The sequence below is a fragment of the Lacimicrobium sp. SS2-24 genome (assembly GCF_002201535.1).
Classification (GTDB): Bacteria; Pseudomonadota; Gammaproteobacteria; order Enterobacterales; family Alteromonadaceae; genus Lacimicrobium.
On sequence record NZ_NIWW01000008.1, the window covers coordinates 39,148 to 55,303 of the forward strand.

The following is a 16,156-nucleotide window of genomic DNA, read 5'->3' on the forward strand; positions in this document are numbered from 1 at the left end:
ATGCTTGTACCATATGAAAGACGAAGCGATAAGCCAGGTGGGTATGATAACTTTATAGCGGTAGATTTAGTATCATTCACAAACATAAAAGAAAGTACCGATAAACATGAATTGATTAGATACAACCTTAATTATTATGATCGGGTCTCCTATTTAGGAGAAGATGTAGATGAACGCTCTCAAAGATTTTCATTAGAAGTGACAGCTGAATGCTCTTCCTCTATAGTTAACTTGGAAAATGTAGAAATAGTGCTTCCCTGTGGTTCTCTGTATAGCATTGAAGAAAATTTCTTAGTAGAAGAGACAGTTTTCCAGTCAAAATTGTTTTTTCATCCAAATTTTGCTTGTGACAGAAATACGCGATGGAAGTGGTTGAAAAAAAGAACGGAGTCAATTGATACTACAATAAACTTTAATTTTTCTTGGTGTTTTCATAGGAATTATTTTCAGTATTTTCACTGGTTTATGGATGTTCTACCAAGGGTTGTGGCGTCCGTTGAGTTCTTGCCTAACCTACCTATTTATGTTTGTGAAAAATCAAACTTAAAGGAGTTTATGTCTACCTCCCTGAAATTATTGGGAGTTTCCACTGATGACTTGGTGGAGTTTGGAGATCACCATAGTATATTAGCTACTCAGGTGTCAGTTCCTCTTCATCGTTTTAAAGAAAGTCGAGGAATGCGCCCTTCATTTCAAGATGGAATACATTATAAGGGTGGGTGGGACCCTCTCTACTTAAAATATATTAATAGCGTTTTCGTTCGAGCTGCAAAAGCTAAATATGGTGAAAGTAGTAGGTTTAAAAGGATATATATTAGCAGAGAAGACGCTAAGCATCGCTCTGTTGTCAATGAAAACGAATTATTGCAGATATTGAATCACTATGGGTTCGAGATAGTAGTCCCTGGATATTATTCATTGTTAGAACAAGTTTTTATATTTTCTCAAGCGGAAATTGTTGTGGGAGCACATGGTGCAGGGTTGACTAATATTATCTTTTCAGACTTGTACAACGATCCGTTGGTAATAGAATTTATGGTCGCAGGACTGGGTGATCCCGGATACAGAATGATAACTTCGGCGCTGTCAATTAACTACAAGGCTATCGCTGCTTACCCCATGCATAATAGTGGAAGGGGGCTGGCATTCGATGATCTCAAGGTTGATCTGGAGTTGTTATCTTCTATACTCGAAGAAGAGATAATTTAAATACTCACGCATATTTAAAAGAGAACTTATAAACTAGATGATCCTGAATCAAACTATTTGGATATTTATAGGAATAAAGTTTTAGCAGATGGTTTTTAAAAATGAGGTACTACGTCGCTCCATATTTTCTTGAGAATTTATGGAGAGAGGAAAGTAAGTTTATTTTGTGTAAAAAATGGCCTCAATCTCAGTGCACTACAGTAAGCCTTCTAGTAATCGGCTCTTGATTCGGCCGAGACAGCTGTAGATAAGTTATAGGCATATTTATATGCATTGGGAAGGCGGTCGAAAAAGATTTCTTACTGATAACCGCACATGAGAATTATTCCTTTTTTAAAAAACGATGGAATAGTTTGTGTGGAAGTGGGGATGTTAGAAGACATCTAGATCTTTGTCAGAAAAAACCATAATTTTTTCTGTTTAAAAGAAAGGTATTTTTAATTTTAAGCTTTATTTTTATTTTGGTTTCATATGAAGAATTTGTAGTTAAATGAGTAAATTTCTTATATTAATGGCTACCTATAATGGAGAAAAATACCTGCGTGAGCAGATTGATAGTCTGAGGCAGCAAACACTTACAGATTGGAAACTATTGGTAAGAGATGATAACTCCGATGATAGCACTACTGAAATAGTAAAGGAGTATCAAGAATTAGACCCTAGGATCATTTTGTTAGAGGACTCATATGGAGGAACGGGTTCACCTCATTTGAACTTTGAAAAATTACTTATAGCTTCATTGCGTTACCAAGCAGAGATATATATGTTTGCAGATCAAGATGATGTTTGGATATGTAAAAAACTAGAAAGAATAAGTAAAAGCGTAGGTATTATGTCTAAGGAATGGGCTACTGTGCCAACTATAATTTATTCAGATCTGATGGTGGTAGATGAAAAGTTAAATGAACTTTCTAAATCGTTTATGTCTTTTCAAGGTTTACATCATGAGCTAGTTAATCCAGCAAGTACCCTCTCAGTACAAAACTTTGTTACGGGATGTAGTTCAGCTTTTAATAGATGTTTGATTGAACTAAGTGTGCCGTTTGACACTGCAGTAGTGATGCATGACTGGTGGCTTGCACTATTGGCGTCATTTAATGGTAAAGTTGACTACATTGATGCTCCTTTAGTGAAGTATCGACAACATTCTCATAATCAGGTTGGTGCTAAAGGTAAAGATTTATGGAGAAATCCCTTTAAACCATATTTATATAAGAATGTGATAGCGGCTCCATTGAGTTTAAAGTATACAATTATGCAAGCCATAGCTGCTGCCAAGCGGTCGAATGAGCGTGGATATAGCAACTTTCTTATTGACAGTGTTTCACGGCTAGAAAACGCGGGATTAGTAGATAGGTTCAAGGTTTTTTTTGCTAACAGGCTGACTAAACAGCATTGGACATTAAGTATATATATGTATTTTTTGTTGTTTTTCGTTAACTTTAAAAGCTATAGAGAGTAAAACACTTTTAAATGAATTGCATTTCTGAAGGACCCGGTAGCTATTTGTTTTATTTTTGTGAAAACATAAAGCTTGTTGTGCTCTATATCTAATTTGAAATTTAGGGGATAAACGACTGTTTTCCATATGCATTCCACATTATGGCTCTGAAAGCTTTCTTTTGGAGGCAGTAGCTAGTGTTGTTCAGCAGCATGGCTCTTATAATGAATTAATAATATCCTTGGGTTCTGCAGTATCCGTAAACACAATGTCTAAAATACGAGAACTAGAACCTAAAGTTATCATAACAAAACCGTGCAGAGAAGGTATCGCTCAAAACTGGAATCATTGTATAGACCTAGCAACTCAAGAATATACTATTTTATTACATTCAGATGATCGACTTCTACTAAACTACCTCACCGTGATGCAAAAGTTAGTTCAAAAATATTCCAACTCAGATGCATGGTTTTGTCGAGTTCGGCTGATAAATGAAAAAGGTATAAAGACAAGTACTATTGCTGATAGTATTAAGAGGTTCATTGAGCCGAGCAACAACGAGTATACTATTAAGGGTGATAAAGGATTATCTCAACTACTCAAGGGGTGCTTTATATATTGTCCGACAATGTGTTATCGAACAAAAGTAATTAAAAAACTATCCTTTTCTAAGGAATGGGAGATGGTCTTAGACTTAGAACTATACTCTCGTCTTTTAATGGCAGGTGGAGAAATAGTAGGGAGCAAAGAGGTAGGATTCGAATATCGGCGCCATCATCAAAGCACTACGGCTAAATTAACTTCTGAACTTACTCGATTTAAAGAGGAATGGCGTTTGTATCATTTGATTGGTCTCCAGGCGAAAGAAAAAATGTGGGTAGGTACATATCGTCAAGCCAAGTGGAAGTGGATGTTACGTATCCATAGTACATTTTGCTCCTTTAAGTCATTATTGAGGCTGCGCTTTAGTGATTTTCTGCGCTATTTGAAATTGGTATTTAAAAGGTAGGGTTTATGAGGTTTAGGTATCCTGTAAATACTTAGTCCACAACTCAAGTGAACGGGTGAAGCAGCGTTATTCGTCGCGTTCTTCGATTAGCTAACGATATAGATGATATATTTTCTATAACTAATGCGCTTGATGTCGCATATTACATACGACATGACTTGCTACAAAATCTTCATAACTTTCATGGTTAGCAAATTAAACTTCAACTTGTTCTTCTGGCAAATAGGACGTGCCCTCTTTGCTTGCATTCGTACCCATGATTAACCAACACTTTAATAATTTCATTGGCAGGAGACTCATTGTTCCTCTCTGGACTTACATCAATAGCTAGTTTCTTGGGGCGAAGTTCGCCTAAGCCGGTTATGATTTCTGGCTCGAAGCCTTCGGCTTCCAGTTTTAGGAAGTCTACTCTATCGATACCAATAGACTTAATTAACGCGTCAACTCTTGATATCGCTACTGTCTCTGTATATAAGATATCACCATCATCTGGCTCTAACAGTGAATGTTCAACGGCGGATGTAGAGCAATTGAGCTGAACAACTCCACACTCATTACCCAGCGCAAAGCGCAAAGCCAACGCGTTTTCGTATGGCTTAAGGTTGTTGTCTAAGCAGAAATAGTTAAGTGAAGATGGCTCAATCGCAATGATTAATTTTGCTATATTGGCACAAGCAACGGAAAAGCCACCAACAAATGCCCCGCAATCAATTATAATATCGCCGTCCTCGACCTCTACAAATCCTTGTAAATGATATTTATTGAACAACCAATTTGCATATCCACACGCAATATGCTCAAGCTTTATCCTGGGTAAAGGTAATGGGAAGTGCATAGCATTCCCATATTGTAAAATATTGACATGTTTTTCGTGAATTTCGAAATCAAAGTCTCTAAGCTCCTCAAATAACGAACAAAGCGCAGAGAATTTATCTAATGCCAAGTGATCTGGATCACTATCTATAGAAAACCTGATTTCCCTTAGGAAGCGAAGTATTGTAGCGTCGTGAGTTGGGAATCTCATGTTTTTCAACTCACTGTTATATTAAATTTGATTTGTTGAAGTTGGGCTTCGCTATAACTAAGGAAAGCCTTTTTAGTGACATTTTGCTTGTGATGACTACCACGCTCTATGTTTTGATTTAGCTCTCCTTCTATCCATTTGAAAAGGTCTTCCCTGTCTTTACTTTCAGTAAGATCTACGGCGATAAAGTTGGGGTCTTCTTTAAAAAAGCTACGGACTTCATCATTGTGAGCCATGTACCTTTCAATGAAAGCTTGTTCATTTAGGAAGGGAGATGATTTACCGTAGAGGAAAAAATTGCACACTTTTAAGCGTTTTGTTGGCGCTCTAAGGGCCAGTGTCTTTTGTCTTTTTATCCAAGTTTCCGGGTCTGAAACATAGGTATGAACTACTTTTAAGTCCTGATTGGTACTTTTAATTTCTCGGTATAAAAGGTTGAATGGAAAATCATCAGCGGAGTCAATATTAGATGCTATCTCTAGTAGTCTCCCTATATTCCCATCTATTAATAAGCCAAAGAGCTCTTCAGTGAAGCTCTCATGCTTGCTGCCTAATTTTTTTAACAGGCTACCAACGCTTGTTGTTCCCGTTCGATTCCAACCAGTACATAGATAGTTCATCTAATTTAAATCCATAGTAATTTTTAAATGCATCTAATTATCAATATGTTTTAACGCTTTATTAACGATAGCTCGGCTAGCCTCACTGATCATTCTATTCTCTTTAAGGTAAATTAATCTGTCCCTATAAATCGTGAGGTTATCACGATAAGTTTGCTTTGAGACGTATGACTTCAAAAAATCGTTAAAGCTAGAGCTAGGTTGTGAGTACTTTTCAGTCATCGTGTTTTCATTGTGCAGGCTATGTTTTAGTGAAGAGTTCTTAACTACTTCATTGAATAGATAAAACAACCAAAAATAAGGGACCGTTCCACGGCTCTCCTGTATATTTAGGTACTGGAATCCTGTTCCTTCTCTCGAGACCAGCTCAGGAAAGTTGTCTGCATCGGCTGTAGTGATTGGACCTATTGCTATATTTTGTTCTCTCTCCTTAAAGATATAGGAATAAGCTTCTGACAACAGTTGCTCTACTACAGGGTTTTTAGGCGGAGCAGCTAAAAACCACGAGACTAGCTGTCGGTCAGGGCTACTTGGTGGTTGTGCGAAGGAAAAAAATAAGTTTTTAGACTGCGGAGTGAGCCATTGACTTAGTGGCTTAAGGCAAAACGTGGTGGCGTCTACCCAAACCCCACCCCAATGATAGAGCAGGTATAAACGTAATAAATCTGTCTTACCTGCCATACCCAATTGGGCCGATGCAGGGTTAAAAAAACTTTCTATGTTAAGTCCTATTTGCTGTTCAATATTATCACGAGTCAATAAAATTAAGTGACGGTCTGGATTCATGGTTTTCCAGTTGTCATAGCTGATCTTTATAAGATCGGGAGCATTTTGAAGTCCTTCGTCCCAAAAGAACCATATCGTATTATCACTAAAGTCTACGGTTTGGTCTTTCAGCACATCGGGCAAGATCCATTTTGACACTGCGTTCACTCCTCTTCTGGACACCGACCATATTAATGGGTGGACATACAATTGCTGATCTTTGTTGAGTATGGCTGTCTCTAGCATTTTCTGTATTACAGCACACATATAGTTCAGTTTTAACATTGAATGCGGTCTTTCGAACAAAGATTACCTTAAAGAATATCTGAAGGTTTGAACGCTCTACCATTCTGGCTGTTTAGCCCTTATAATCCCGCTCTGAACTGAGGAGCGTGATCATTTTATTCGTTGTTATCCCCGCAAAAAACGAGGCTTTAACCATTGGCGCAGTGGTGACAAGTGTTAGGCAGAGTGTGCCGTGCACTGTTATTGTGGTGGATGATGGGAGCAGTGACAGTACTGTAGCCAAAGCCGAAGAAGCCGGCGGACTAGTGCTGCCGATGGTGCAATCCATTGGTGCATGGTTGGCCACCCAGGCGGGGTTACGTTACGCAGCCAGATTAGGTGCACAACAGGTTATTACCATGGATGCAGATGGCCAACATCGCGCTGAGGATATACCTGCACTGCTGGAAGCCCAAGAAGAGAATGAAGTGGATGTTATCATTGGTGCTTGCGTTTCTCGTGGCTCTCTCTCTCGTCGGATTGCATGGAGTCTGTTTAAGCGTCTTACAGGCGTTAATATTGCCGATTTAACCTCTGGTTTTCGTTTATACAACAAGAATGCACTTTTAGTTTTGACCAGTCGTCAGGCTTCCTTACTTGAATTTCAGGATATGGGGGTTTTGTTGATGCTGCGCTCTGCAGGTTTGAAAATGCATGAAGTAACGGTCAGCATGTGCAGGCGTACAAATGGTATTTCCCGGGTTTTTTCGTCTTGGGGGAAGGTTACGTATTACATGATGGTCACACTATTTCTATGCTTAGTAAAGGCTTTGCCTGAGCGTTCTACTCGCTATATTCGTCGTTTGAAACAGGGAAGCTAATGAGTACACCTCAAATTATATCCTCCATTATTGCGGCCATAATCAGTATTACCATTATCTGGATGGTGCGGCGAGATCACCTAATCACTCGGGATGGTCTTAAATGGATTCTTATTTCCATTGCTATCTTACTCTACGGATTTTTTCCGCAAATTAACGATATTATCGGTTCAAGTCTGGGTATCAGTTATCCACCTATCATACCGGTCCTTTTGGGAATGGGGTTGATTCTTATTAAGCTACTGATTGCAGATATTGAACGAGCTCGAATGCAAGTGACCATTAACCGTCTGGTTCAGCGAATGGCGATGCTTGAGGCTGACTTGCATGATAAGAGCAAGTAGAGGTTGTAATTAACTTACTGATATTCGATAGTACAACGACTTGTACATGTTGAATGTTACGGAACTAGGAATGAAATCCTGCTTAACAGGGAATATCTATTCACTTCATATTGAGTCATAAAGCTTATGGCTTGGCTCAGGTTTTACTGTTGTTTTACAACCATTCTGCTTGTCTCTGCCTGTGGTGGAGGAAGTTCCGGTAGCTCGCAGCCCACTTCTTATGAAAGTGATGTAGTCGCTGATCCAACGGCTGAGAGCACCAATACCCATCCGTTATTGCGCAATAGCTCGGGCGACTGTTTAAACTCTGTCAGCTGTGCTTCATCCGAGTCTGTTGTCACCAAGTACAGTGAATCTCCCGGTTTTATCGGGCATGTCTTTGGGCTGGGCTCAACAAGGGAATATAGTTTCACTTTAGATCCCCAGGTCGGGACTAGCGTAACGCTATCTCATTACAGCGGACCGGTAGCAACTTATTCAGCCAAGCATTATCCGACAGCTGTGGCCTCTGAGCGATATACCTATTTTGTTTTCACCGGCCCTGTGATAACCGATGATGGTAAGCAGGTTCTGCATTCTTCCGGGGGCGGAGATAGAGTTTCAAGCCCTTTGTTTCAACGGGAAGATGGACGCACGAACGCAGTAGGAACTTTTCTTGCCAGGTACAACCATGCGTCTAAAAAAGTGTCAAAACCTTTACTTTTACATGCCAAGCATACAGACGACCCCCATGATAACGCCGTACTCAACTTTGATAATGATGGCAATCTTTATGTATTGATTGCAGGCAGGGAAGTCCGTAGAAGCAGCCTGATGTTTTTTATTGAATCACCAGATCAGCATTCTCGTTTTGCTGCTGACGAATTGATTATCAGAGATATCAGTCCTGATAACCTCGACTATAGAGGCTATGCTCCTAGTGGATTGATTGCGCCTCCTTTTACACCCGTGAGCTACCCACATTTATTAAACACAACAGAAGGGCTTAGACTGGTATTTACGCTGTATTGTAATGGGAACCACAAGAATCAATGTGCTAAAACAACTCGACAAATCTGGAGTGCCAAAATTGCTTTTGATCCAAATGGAGATGACAAAGCAACGATCATTGACCCGGTGCCATTGGCAGCCTATCAAGGGCATTATTTTATGGCCAGAGTTGGTGAAAATCGGCGCGATATTGGCTTGGTGTTCAACTACCACCCCGAAGGGGAGGTTAGTCAGCGAACTAACTTGTACTATTTGTTTTCAAATGATGCTGGAGAAAGCTGGCAATACTTCCACCCTGACACTGGCGAGCCTCTCTCTGCTCAGGAACTCTTACCCCTAACTTCACCGAGCGAGTTAAAGCTTGTAGCCGCTTTGGAATATGATTTTAAGGATAAGGTTAAACAACGTATATATTTAAAAGATCTGCACCTCACCGGAGAGGGCAGTGCAATGAATCCTGCGGCTCTCTTCACACTAACTAGCGGAGCTGCCCAGCATGAGCCTACCTTAAGCGAAGGCCATCGATTAATGCTGAGTTACCGCTCACAAAGAGAGTGGCAACACCAAACCGTTACTGATCATGTTGACCATAATTACTCAACAGGGTTTTTATTCAGGAGCGATTTGCAAGAGTATCAGGTTTTTTTCCCGGGAACGCGTCCGGGAAATGGCAACGCGATGGCGGGTGGCGTGCCTGCGAGCGTAAAGGTTAGCGCCGGCGCCTCGGAGGTAGAGTATTATGGTGCCGGTCAGAGTGTAGTGGGTGAAAACCACTACCTTACTTCATTATGCGAAATGAATTATGCCAGAAGCATTAAAGAGGCTCCTGCTGACGGAATGATAGGTATCGCTGCAGCAGCCAACCCTTATCAATTCATTCCCGTGTCTTTTAACTCTAACATGCCCTCAGCCCCACTAATGATGGTTGATGGTTCTGGCACCTGGTATAGGCTTCCCCTGACCATAAGAGATGCAGATCAACAGGGTGAGGTGGCCCTTACAAAGATATCACGAGGGGAGAAATTGAACTGTGATGATGATATTTAAACCTTTATCCCTGATCATTGCTGTAGCCTTTTTACTCACCATTCAGGCGTGTGGAGGGGGAGGTGAAGCTAAGCTATCGTTGGCAACTCACTTTACAGAAGCTTCTGGCCCCCAGTCACCTAGCATAAGTCGTGAGGAGCTACTGGATATTGCTGTGGAAAAATACACAAGGGCGGCGGTGAGCGAGCCAGAAGAAGGATTTTTTCGCAGTATAGATAATCAAGGGGTGTGGCAGCCAGACTCTATGAGTTGGACAAGTGGATTTTTTACCGGAAGCTTATGGCAACTCGCGCACCACAGCCAAAATGAAGAATTAATTAACTTGGCACAAAAATGGACAAGCCCGCTGGCAAGAGCCGCGAGCTGGCCCTCTCATGATATTGGCTTTTTAGTTGATTCGAGCTTTGGCAAAGCATTAAGAATGACACAGTCTCTTGAGTATGAGCCTGTATTGCGGCGTGCAGCAGAAAACCTCCAGAGAAGGTACTCTCCAAAAGTAGGCGCCATTCGCTCCTGGGATAGTGGTAATAACTATACCGTAATCATCGACAACATGATGAACCTTGCCTTGTTATTCAAAGCAGCTGAACGTTTTTCTAACGATGCTTTCTACCAAGCGGCCTATGAACATATGTTGACTACTCAACGACACTTTATTCGAGAAGATGGTGGCACCTATCATGTGGTCGAGTTCGATTCAGAAACCGGGGCTGTAATTAAAAAACGTACTCATCAGGGATATAGTGATAATTCAGTGTGGTCTCGGGGGCAGGCATGGGCCATTTATGGTTTTGCGATGGCAGCACGCTACACCGGTAGCCCATCAGCACTAGAAACAGCCAGGGATGCTGCCGACTTTTTCATCTCTCATTTGCCAGCGGATGGCGTACCATGGTGGGATTTTCACACACCAGCGGAGCAGGCATATAAAGATTCTTCAGCTTCAGTGATTGCAGCTGTTGGACTGTGGCTGCTCGCAGAGCAAATTGGAGAGGGTGGCAACTCATACCGGAATCAGTCGTTATCCCTGGTCGACAACTTATTAAACGACGAATATACTTCCGCGGATCCCGCTCAACATAACCTGCTAAGACGGGCCAGTGGTAGTGTTCCCCATGGTTTAGAGATTGAAACGGGGTTGGTGTATGCCGACTACTACCTTATAGAAGCGATTTTGTTACAAACAGAGGCTATCACGGAGCCTCTTTAACCTGAGTTAACACACCTAGAGGCTGATAAAGTTTGTTAAAGCCTAATCTCAGAAGTAATAACGGACAAGTTTATAGATGAATATTGAAGTTAGGGGCATTGGCTTTCCCAATAAGGGCGCTGAGCTCATGCTAATAGCATTGATCCAGGCCTTGAATAGCAGGCTGGGTGGGGTTCGAGTGGTATTACCGCCAAGCACGCCCTATAACGAAAGAGCCAAGTATGGTACCTGGCAACTGGGTTTATGGCATCGCTTTGGCGTCAACTGGCTGTCAATATTGTATTTAATGCCTAAGAAAATCCGACAGCACCTCGGTCTGATTATGCCATCTGAGATTGATATCATTATTGACGCGTCTGGGTTTGCATATGGTGATCAGTGGGGAGCTGAAAAACTACGTAAACGCTTGGCTGATAATATTGCCGATTTTAAAAGACGTCGTAAGAATCGTAAGGTCATTTTACTTCCCCAGGCACTTGGACCTTTTACCCAGCCTGAAATGCAATTGGCGATGGCTAAGGTTATTGATACAGCAGATATTATTTTTGCCAGGGATCAGGAATCTCTAGACCATGTTAAAGCGATTCAAGATGCCAATAACGTGTATCTTGCCCCGGACTTCACTAATTTATTTCAAGCAGCTTATGCGGGAGACTTTGATAAAGATAAACAGCAAATTTGCTTCATACCCAATGCCAAGATGGTTCAAATGAAGGAACATGGTGCCGGTAACCCATATCAGGATTTTATGGCGGCGATGCTGAAAAGCGCCGTAGCCAATGATCTAAAGCCCTTTTTGCTGATCCACGAAGGTGAAAAAGACCGCCAGTTAGGGCATAGAATCATGCAGCAAGCAGGTGTAAGCGTACCTGTTATTCATCCAGATAATGCGGCCGATGTTAAAGCTATTATTGGATTGACAAGGCTGGTGGTCAGCTCCCGCTTCCATGGTTTGGTTAGCGCGTTGTCTCAAGGGGTTCCCGTTTTGGCAACAGGATGGAGTCATAAGTATAAAATGTTATTGTCTGACTATCAGATGCAGCACTACCTCTTTGACGAGACTACTGATACTCAAAAGGCCATCGACGCAATGCTGGCCTTGTCCACTGATTCTGATTTATATAGTCAGGTTTGTCAGATCGTGTCTGAGCATGCTAGTCAGGAAAAGTCACGTACTCAAAAAATGTGGGATCAAGTGCAAGGCATTTTGAGTTCATGAAAGACGTCGTAATCATCATTCCGACTCATAATGATAGTGAGCGTTTACGTAAATGCTTGCGCGCGATTTCTGCTCAAACCTATCCGCTGGAAGCTATTCGCGTGATAGTTGTAGATAATAATTCGAGCGAGAATATTGAGTCGGTTGTGCGGGACTTTGAGTTTTGTGAGTATCAATTTGAATCTAAGCCTGGCTCTTATTCCGCTCGCAACAAAGCTTTACGTGAAATCAGAGATAAATCCTGCTTCGTTGGCTTCACCGATTCTGATTGTATACCTGATGTGAACTGGGTTTCAGCAGCTGTAGCTCTGCTCGAGAAACAACCGTTACTTACGCTAGGTGGTAGGGTTGACGTTTTTCCGTTGCAACCGGAAAGGCCAAATATAGCTGAACTCTATGAGCAGCTTAGAGGATTTCCACAACAAGAGTATGTTGAGAAAAGCCACTTTGCTGTCACGGCAAATGTTTTCACCACCACTGAAGTAATAGAAAAAAATGGTAGGTTTAATGATGAGCTCTTCTCAGGAGGGGATCTGGAGTGGGGAAATCGCTTGAGCCAAAGGGGCTTGAAACTGCTTTATGCTGATGATGTGATTGTCAGACACCCCGCCAGAAGCTCGATAAGTCAGCTCTTAAAGAAAATACGAAGAACTGTTGGTGGAGCCTATCGTCAGAAAAATCGGCTACATCAATGTGAAAAGCTCTTTACGCTTCAAGGGATCCTCCGTGGATGTCTGCCACCGCTTAGAGCCATTCCCGCAATGAAACGTTTTGGATCTCAAGTCAGCGTGTTGATGAAAATCAACCTGTTTCTATTAATGACATTTCTTAAATATTACCAAACAACTTATCGCTTGTTGTACAAGTTAAGGCTGATTACAACGGACGAAAGGTTTTGAAAACCATAATTAATAAGCTGAAAGGTTCAGGAGATGTAAGCAAGGCGTTTTCAAACAGCTCCTGGCTGATGCTGGAAAAAGCCCTGACGATGCCATTGGGGCTGGTGCTCAGTATCTTACTTGCCCGCCACCTCGGCGTTGAACAACTAGGTAAGTACAGTTATCTGTTGTCTCTCGTCGCTTTGATAGGCCCAATTGGTGCAATGGGATTAAGCTCTCTGATAACCCGGGAGCTGATAAATCATCCCGAGAAAGAGCATCGGCTTCTGGGTGCCTCTTTTATTGCTCGCATGTTAGGCGGTGTAATCGGGTTGTTATGCCTGTGCGTTTATGCGCAATGGCAGGACGGTGATGAAGTGGTCTGGCTATCACTATTGGCTGTTTCGCAGCTTTTCAATGCCTTCTCTGTAATCGATTTCTGGTTCCAGTCTCGCGTTGAAGTGAAATATTCGGTTTTTTCTCGTCTTGCGGCCATTGTAACTTTATTTGGCCTCCGTGTAGGTGCAGTTCTGCTGGATGCAAGCCTGGGGCTCTTCATATGGCTTTATGCTATGGAACAGGTGCTTGTAGGGCTTATGTATGTGCTTACTTATTCAATCAAAGGACAAAAGCTACTTGATTGGCAGATTGATTTTAATACAGCAGGTAGTTTGCTGAAACGTTCTTATTGGCTAATCTTTTCTGGCTTCGCTGCCATTATATACTTGCGCATTGACATGGTAATGCTAAATCAGCTGATTGGTGACCAGGCCACGGGCTTATACGCAGTAGCAAGCAGGGTTTCTGAAATTTGGTATTTTATACCTGCCGCATTGGTTTCCTCGTTTTTCCCCCTGCTATTGAAAGTTCGGTTGAGCAGTTACCAGCAATATCAAAATAAGCTACAAAAGCTATGCGATGGCTTATTCGTATTGTCATTATCCATCATTTTACCGGTGGTTTTGTTGGCAGAGTTCTTTATTGTGTTGTTGTTTGGCGAAGACTTTACTGAATCTGCCCAAATTCTAGAAGTACATATTTTTGCAGGCTTGTTTATTTTCATGCGAGCCCTGCTGAGTAAATGGTTAATTGCTGAAGAGTTATTTAAATTTTCATTGGTCAGCCAGGGGATGGGAGCTGTTGTTAATGTTGCATTGAACTTGTGGTTAATTCCCCAATATGGTGCTATTGGTGCGGCTTGGGCCACCTTACTCTCCTATGCTTCGGCATCTTACGGGGCCTTGTTTTTCTCATCGCAAACCCGGCCCTTCGCTTATATAATGACACGTTCTTTTTTACTGCCATTGCGGCTTGTTAAATTGGGGCGTTAGCCAACCTAGGTTTTTAGTATGCTAAAGGGTCTTTTACGTAAAATAGTGCCAGTTAGAGTAAAGCGTTGGCTTAGAGCTGCTCAGGCATCCTTGTCCTTAGCCTTTCTGCGTTTTTTCTGTCTGACACCGCTTCTCAGCACCTGCTATTACGCTCTATTTTCCTCTCAGTTCAGGCGTGAGCAGTTCTCAGTTTTGAAAGGAAGGGTGAAATACGAAGAGCAGCACCGCAAACAGTTATATACCGCAAAGAGCAGCGCTTTACTCAGGCGTAACACGCATCGGCTGGAAAAAGGCCTGATTATGCAGCCTCGTAAACCAGTCTTTGCCGAGCAATATATTCAGGAAACGGTACAAGCTTTCGCTGAAATTGCCTGTTCAGAGCAGGTTTGTAAAGACGAATTAAAATGGGCGACTGATGTCCTCGGGGCGTACTTTTCAACAGTCACCTTAACACCCAAAATAGAGCAGGCTGAAGTTGTTTTTCGAAATACAGGCAAGGTAGCCCAAAACAATTTTGTGCCCTATAAAGATGCGCATCGAATGCGCTCCGAAATAAGTACAGATGATTTGAAAGCACTGTTTATGCAGCGTCGTTCGACGCGTTGGTTTAAACCCCAGCCAGTAGAAAATGAAAAGCTTGATACGGCGATCGAAATGGCGTCTCTTGCACCCAGCGCCTGTAATAGGCAGCCATTTAGCTTTTTTATTGCTAATGACCCTGAAAAGGCAAGGGAAGTCGCTGGGTTTGCTGTGGGTACCGGCGGATTCGCCCACAATATCCCCTGCATTGTTGCTGTAGTCGGTGACTTAAGTGCATATCCTTATGAGAAAGATCGTCATCTTATTTATATTGATGGTGCACTGGCGTCAATGCAGTTTATGTTAGCGCTGGAAACAATGGGGTTAGCATCCTGCCCTTTGAATTGGCCAGACATTGAAATGCGTGAACAGCTTATTAGCAAGCGTCTTAACTTAGTTTTTGAGCAGCGGGTCGTGATGCTGATTGCCGTCGGTTATGCCCAAGAAGAGGGAATGATCCCGTTTTCGCAAAAAAAGAACACCAGCTCCCTGCGTCAGGATATTGATTGAGATGAGTAATACAGCACCTCTAATTACAGTGTACATGCCAACCCATAATCGTCTTGCTTTATTGCAGCGGGCAGTGGCGTCTATTCAGTCTCAGACCTTTACCGATTTTGAAGCAATCATTGTTGATGACGGCTCCAGCGATAAAACCGCAGATTACCTTCAAGCATTAAGTGAGAAGGATAAGCGGTTTCGTTTTTTTCGACACGAGAACCCACGCGGAGCTTGCGCAGCCCGCAATCTGGCAATAGAGGCCGCCCGGGGGCAATACATAACTGGAATTGATGATGATGACGAATTCTTACCTACCCGGTTAGAGTATTTTGTCGAGAACATTAATGACGATTATGCCTTTTTATTTGCACCGATAATCTGGGACTTTGGCGTGCGAAAAAAAGTCATGAGGTCCCCTGTACGTGAAATCGATTTAAATACTTTGCTCAGTGCTAACTATGTAGGAAATCAGGTTTTTGTTAAAACCGAGAGACTCCGAGACATCGATGGGTTTGATGAGTGTATGCCCGCTTGTCAGGATTGGGATACGTGGATAAGATTAAGTGAAAGATTTGGTGTTGGTTTTTGCCTTGAAGCAGCTACTTATCTTGTGCATTCAGGTCACGAGATGGAACGCATTTCCACGTCCCCAAGTAAAATAGCTGGCCATGCAAAAATTATTCAAAAATTCGCCAAAATATCGTCTAAAGAAAATCAACTGTGTCAAACATTGGCATTGAAGAAAGCAGAAGGGAAGCCGTTACCTACAAGTATACTTTTACGGTCTTTTAAAACCGACCATCATAAATTGTTCTTTAGGTATTGGGTTGCTTCACGTTATAAGTGGATTTATAGACTCTATCAGTTGAAATGGACGTAGAAA

General features: G+C 42.0%; 15 protein-coding genes. 12 read left to right on the forward strand and 3 right to left on the reverse strand.

From position 1 onward, the window contains the following. The 3 genes from CCY32_RS13435 (at position 1) to CCY32_RS13445 (ending at position 3,659) form a co-directional block, all read left to right on the forward strand. Positions 1–1,209 carry a glycosyltransferase family 61 protein gene (locus CCY32_RS13435; RefSeq protein ID WP_088331555.1) on the forward strand — a complete coding sequence of 403 codons (1,209 nt, stop codon included), beginning with the start codon at positions 1–3 and terminating at the stop codon, positions 1,207–1,209. A 490-nt stretch (positions 1,210–1,699) separates the two neighbouring features. Beyond that, positions 1,700–2,671, forward strand: coding sequence for a glycosyltransferase family 2 protein (locus tag CCY32_RS13440; protein WP_088331556.1), 972 nt, complete (start codon positions 1,700–1,702; stop codon positions 2,669–2,671). A gap of 130 nt (positions 2,672–2,801) precedes the next feature. Beyond that, positions 2,802–3,659 (forward strand): glycosyltransferase, encoded by an 858-nt coding sequence (locus CCY32_RS13445; RefSeq protein ID WP_281492517.1) that lies wholly within the window; start codon positions 2,802–2,804, stop codon positions 3,657–3,659. Positions 3,660–3,861: 202 nt separating this feature from the next. On the opposite strand, the gene CCY32_RS13450 is transcribed toward CCY32_RS13445, so the two are convergent. The 3 genes from CCY32_RS13450 to CCY32_RS13460 form a co-directional block, all read right to left on the reverse strand. Then, complete coding sequence (locus tag CCY32_RS13450) at positions 3,862–4,602, reverse strand: FkbM family methyltransferase (RefSeq protein WP_168171522.1); 741 nt, start codon at positions 4,600–4,602, stop codon at positions 3,862–3,864. Positions 4,603–4,688: 86 nt separating this feature from the next. Further along, positions 4,689–5,303, reverse strand: coding sequence for a sulfotransferase (locus CCY32_RS13455; protein ID WP_088331560.1), 615 nt, complete (start codon positions 5,301–5,303; stop codon positions 4,689–4,691). Between the two features lie 33 nt (positions 5,304–5,336). Further along, a complete protein-coding gene (locus CCY32_RS13460; RefSeq protein ID WP_168171523.1) occupies positions 5,337–6,227 on the reverse strand; it encodes a capsular polysaccharide synthesis protein in 891 nt (296 codons plus the stop codon). A 233-nt stretch (positions 6,228–6,460) separates the two neighbouring features. On the opposite strand from CCY32_RS13460, the gene CCY32_RS13465 reads away from it, so the two are divergent. The 9 genes from CCY32_RS13465 (at position 6,461) to CCY32_RS13505 (ending at position 16,153) form a co-directional block, all read left to right on the forward strand. Continuing rightward, entirely contained in the window at positions 6,461–7,174 is a 714-nt protein-coding gene (locus CCY32_RS13465; protein WP_246840622.1) for a glycosyltransferase family 2 protein, read from the forward strand. Next, positions 7,174–7,518: a DUF2304 domain-containing protein gene (locus CCY32_RS13470; RefSeq protein ID WP_088331564.1), complete on the forward strand. Its 345-nt coding sequence runs from the start codon at positions 7,174–7,176 to the stop codon at positions 7,516–7,518. The genes CCY32_RS13465 and CCY32_RS13470 overlap by 1 nt, the downstream gene beginning before the upstream one ends. A 126-nt stretch (positions 7,519–7,644) precedes the next feature. Then, entirely contained in the window at positions 7,645–9,555 is a 1,911-nt protein-coding gene (locus CCY32_RS13475) for a hypothetical protein (RefSeq protein WP_141096234.1), read from the forward strand. After that, entirely contained in the window at positions 9,542–10,765 is a 1,224-nt protein-coding gene (locus CCY32_RS13480; protein ID WP_088331568.1) for a glycoside hydrolase family 88 protein, read from the forward strand. The genes CCY32_RS13475 and CCY32_RS13480 overlap by 14 nt, the downstream gene beginning before the upstream one ends. Before the next feature lie 76 nt (positions 10,766–10,841). Continuing rightward, the gene (locus CCY32_RS13485) at positions 10,842–11,984 is read left to right on the forward strand and encodes a polysaccharide pyruvyl transferase family protein (protein WP_088331570.1); all 1,143 of its coding nucleotides are present in this window, start codon (positions 10,842–10,844) and stop codon (positions 11,982–11,984) included. After that, positions 11,981–12,883, forward strand: coding sequence for a glycosyltransferase (locus tag CCY32_RS13490; RefSeq protein ID WP_088331572.1), 903 nt, complete (start codon positions 11,981–11,983; stop codon positions 12,881–12,883). The genes CCY32_RS13485 and CCY32_RS13490 overlap by 4 nt, the downstream gene beginning before the upstream one ends. Further along, complete coding sequence (locus CCY32_RS13495) at positions 12,880–14,193, forward strand: flippase (protein ID WP_088331574.1); 1,314 nt, start codon at positions 12,880–12,882, stop codon at positions 14,191–14,193. The genes CCY32_RS13490 and CCY32_RS13495 overlap by 4 nt, the downstream gene beginning before the upstream one ends. An 18-nt stretch (positions 14,194–14,211) precedes the next feature. Next, a complete protein-coding gene (locus tag CCY32_RS13500; RefSeq protein WP_088331576.1) occupies positions 14,212–15,282 on the forward strand; it encodes a nitroreductase family protein in 1,071 nt (356 codons plus the stop codon). Between the two features lies 1 nt (position 15,283). Beyond that, on the forward strand, positions 15,284–16,153 hold the full coding sequence (locus tag CCY32_RS13505; RefSeq protein WP_088331578.1) for a glycosyltransferase: 870 nt from the start codon (positions 15,284–15,286) through the stop codon (positions 16,151–16,153). Positions 16,154–16,156 lie beyond the last annotated feature (3 nt).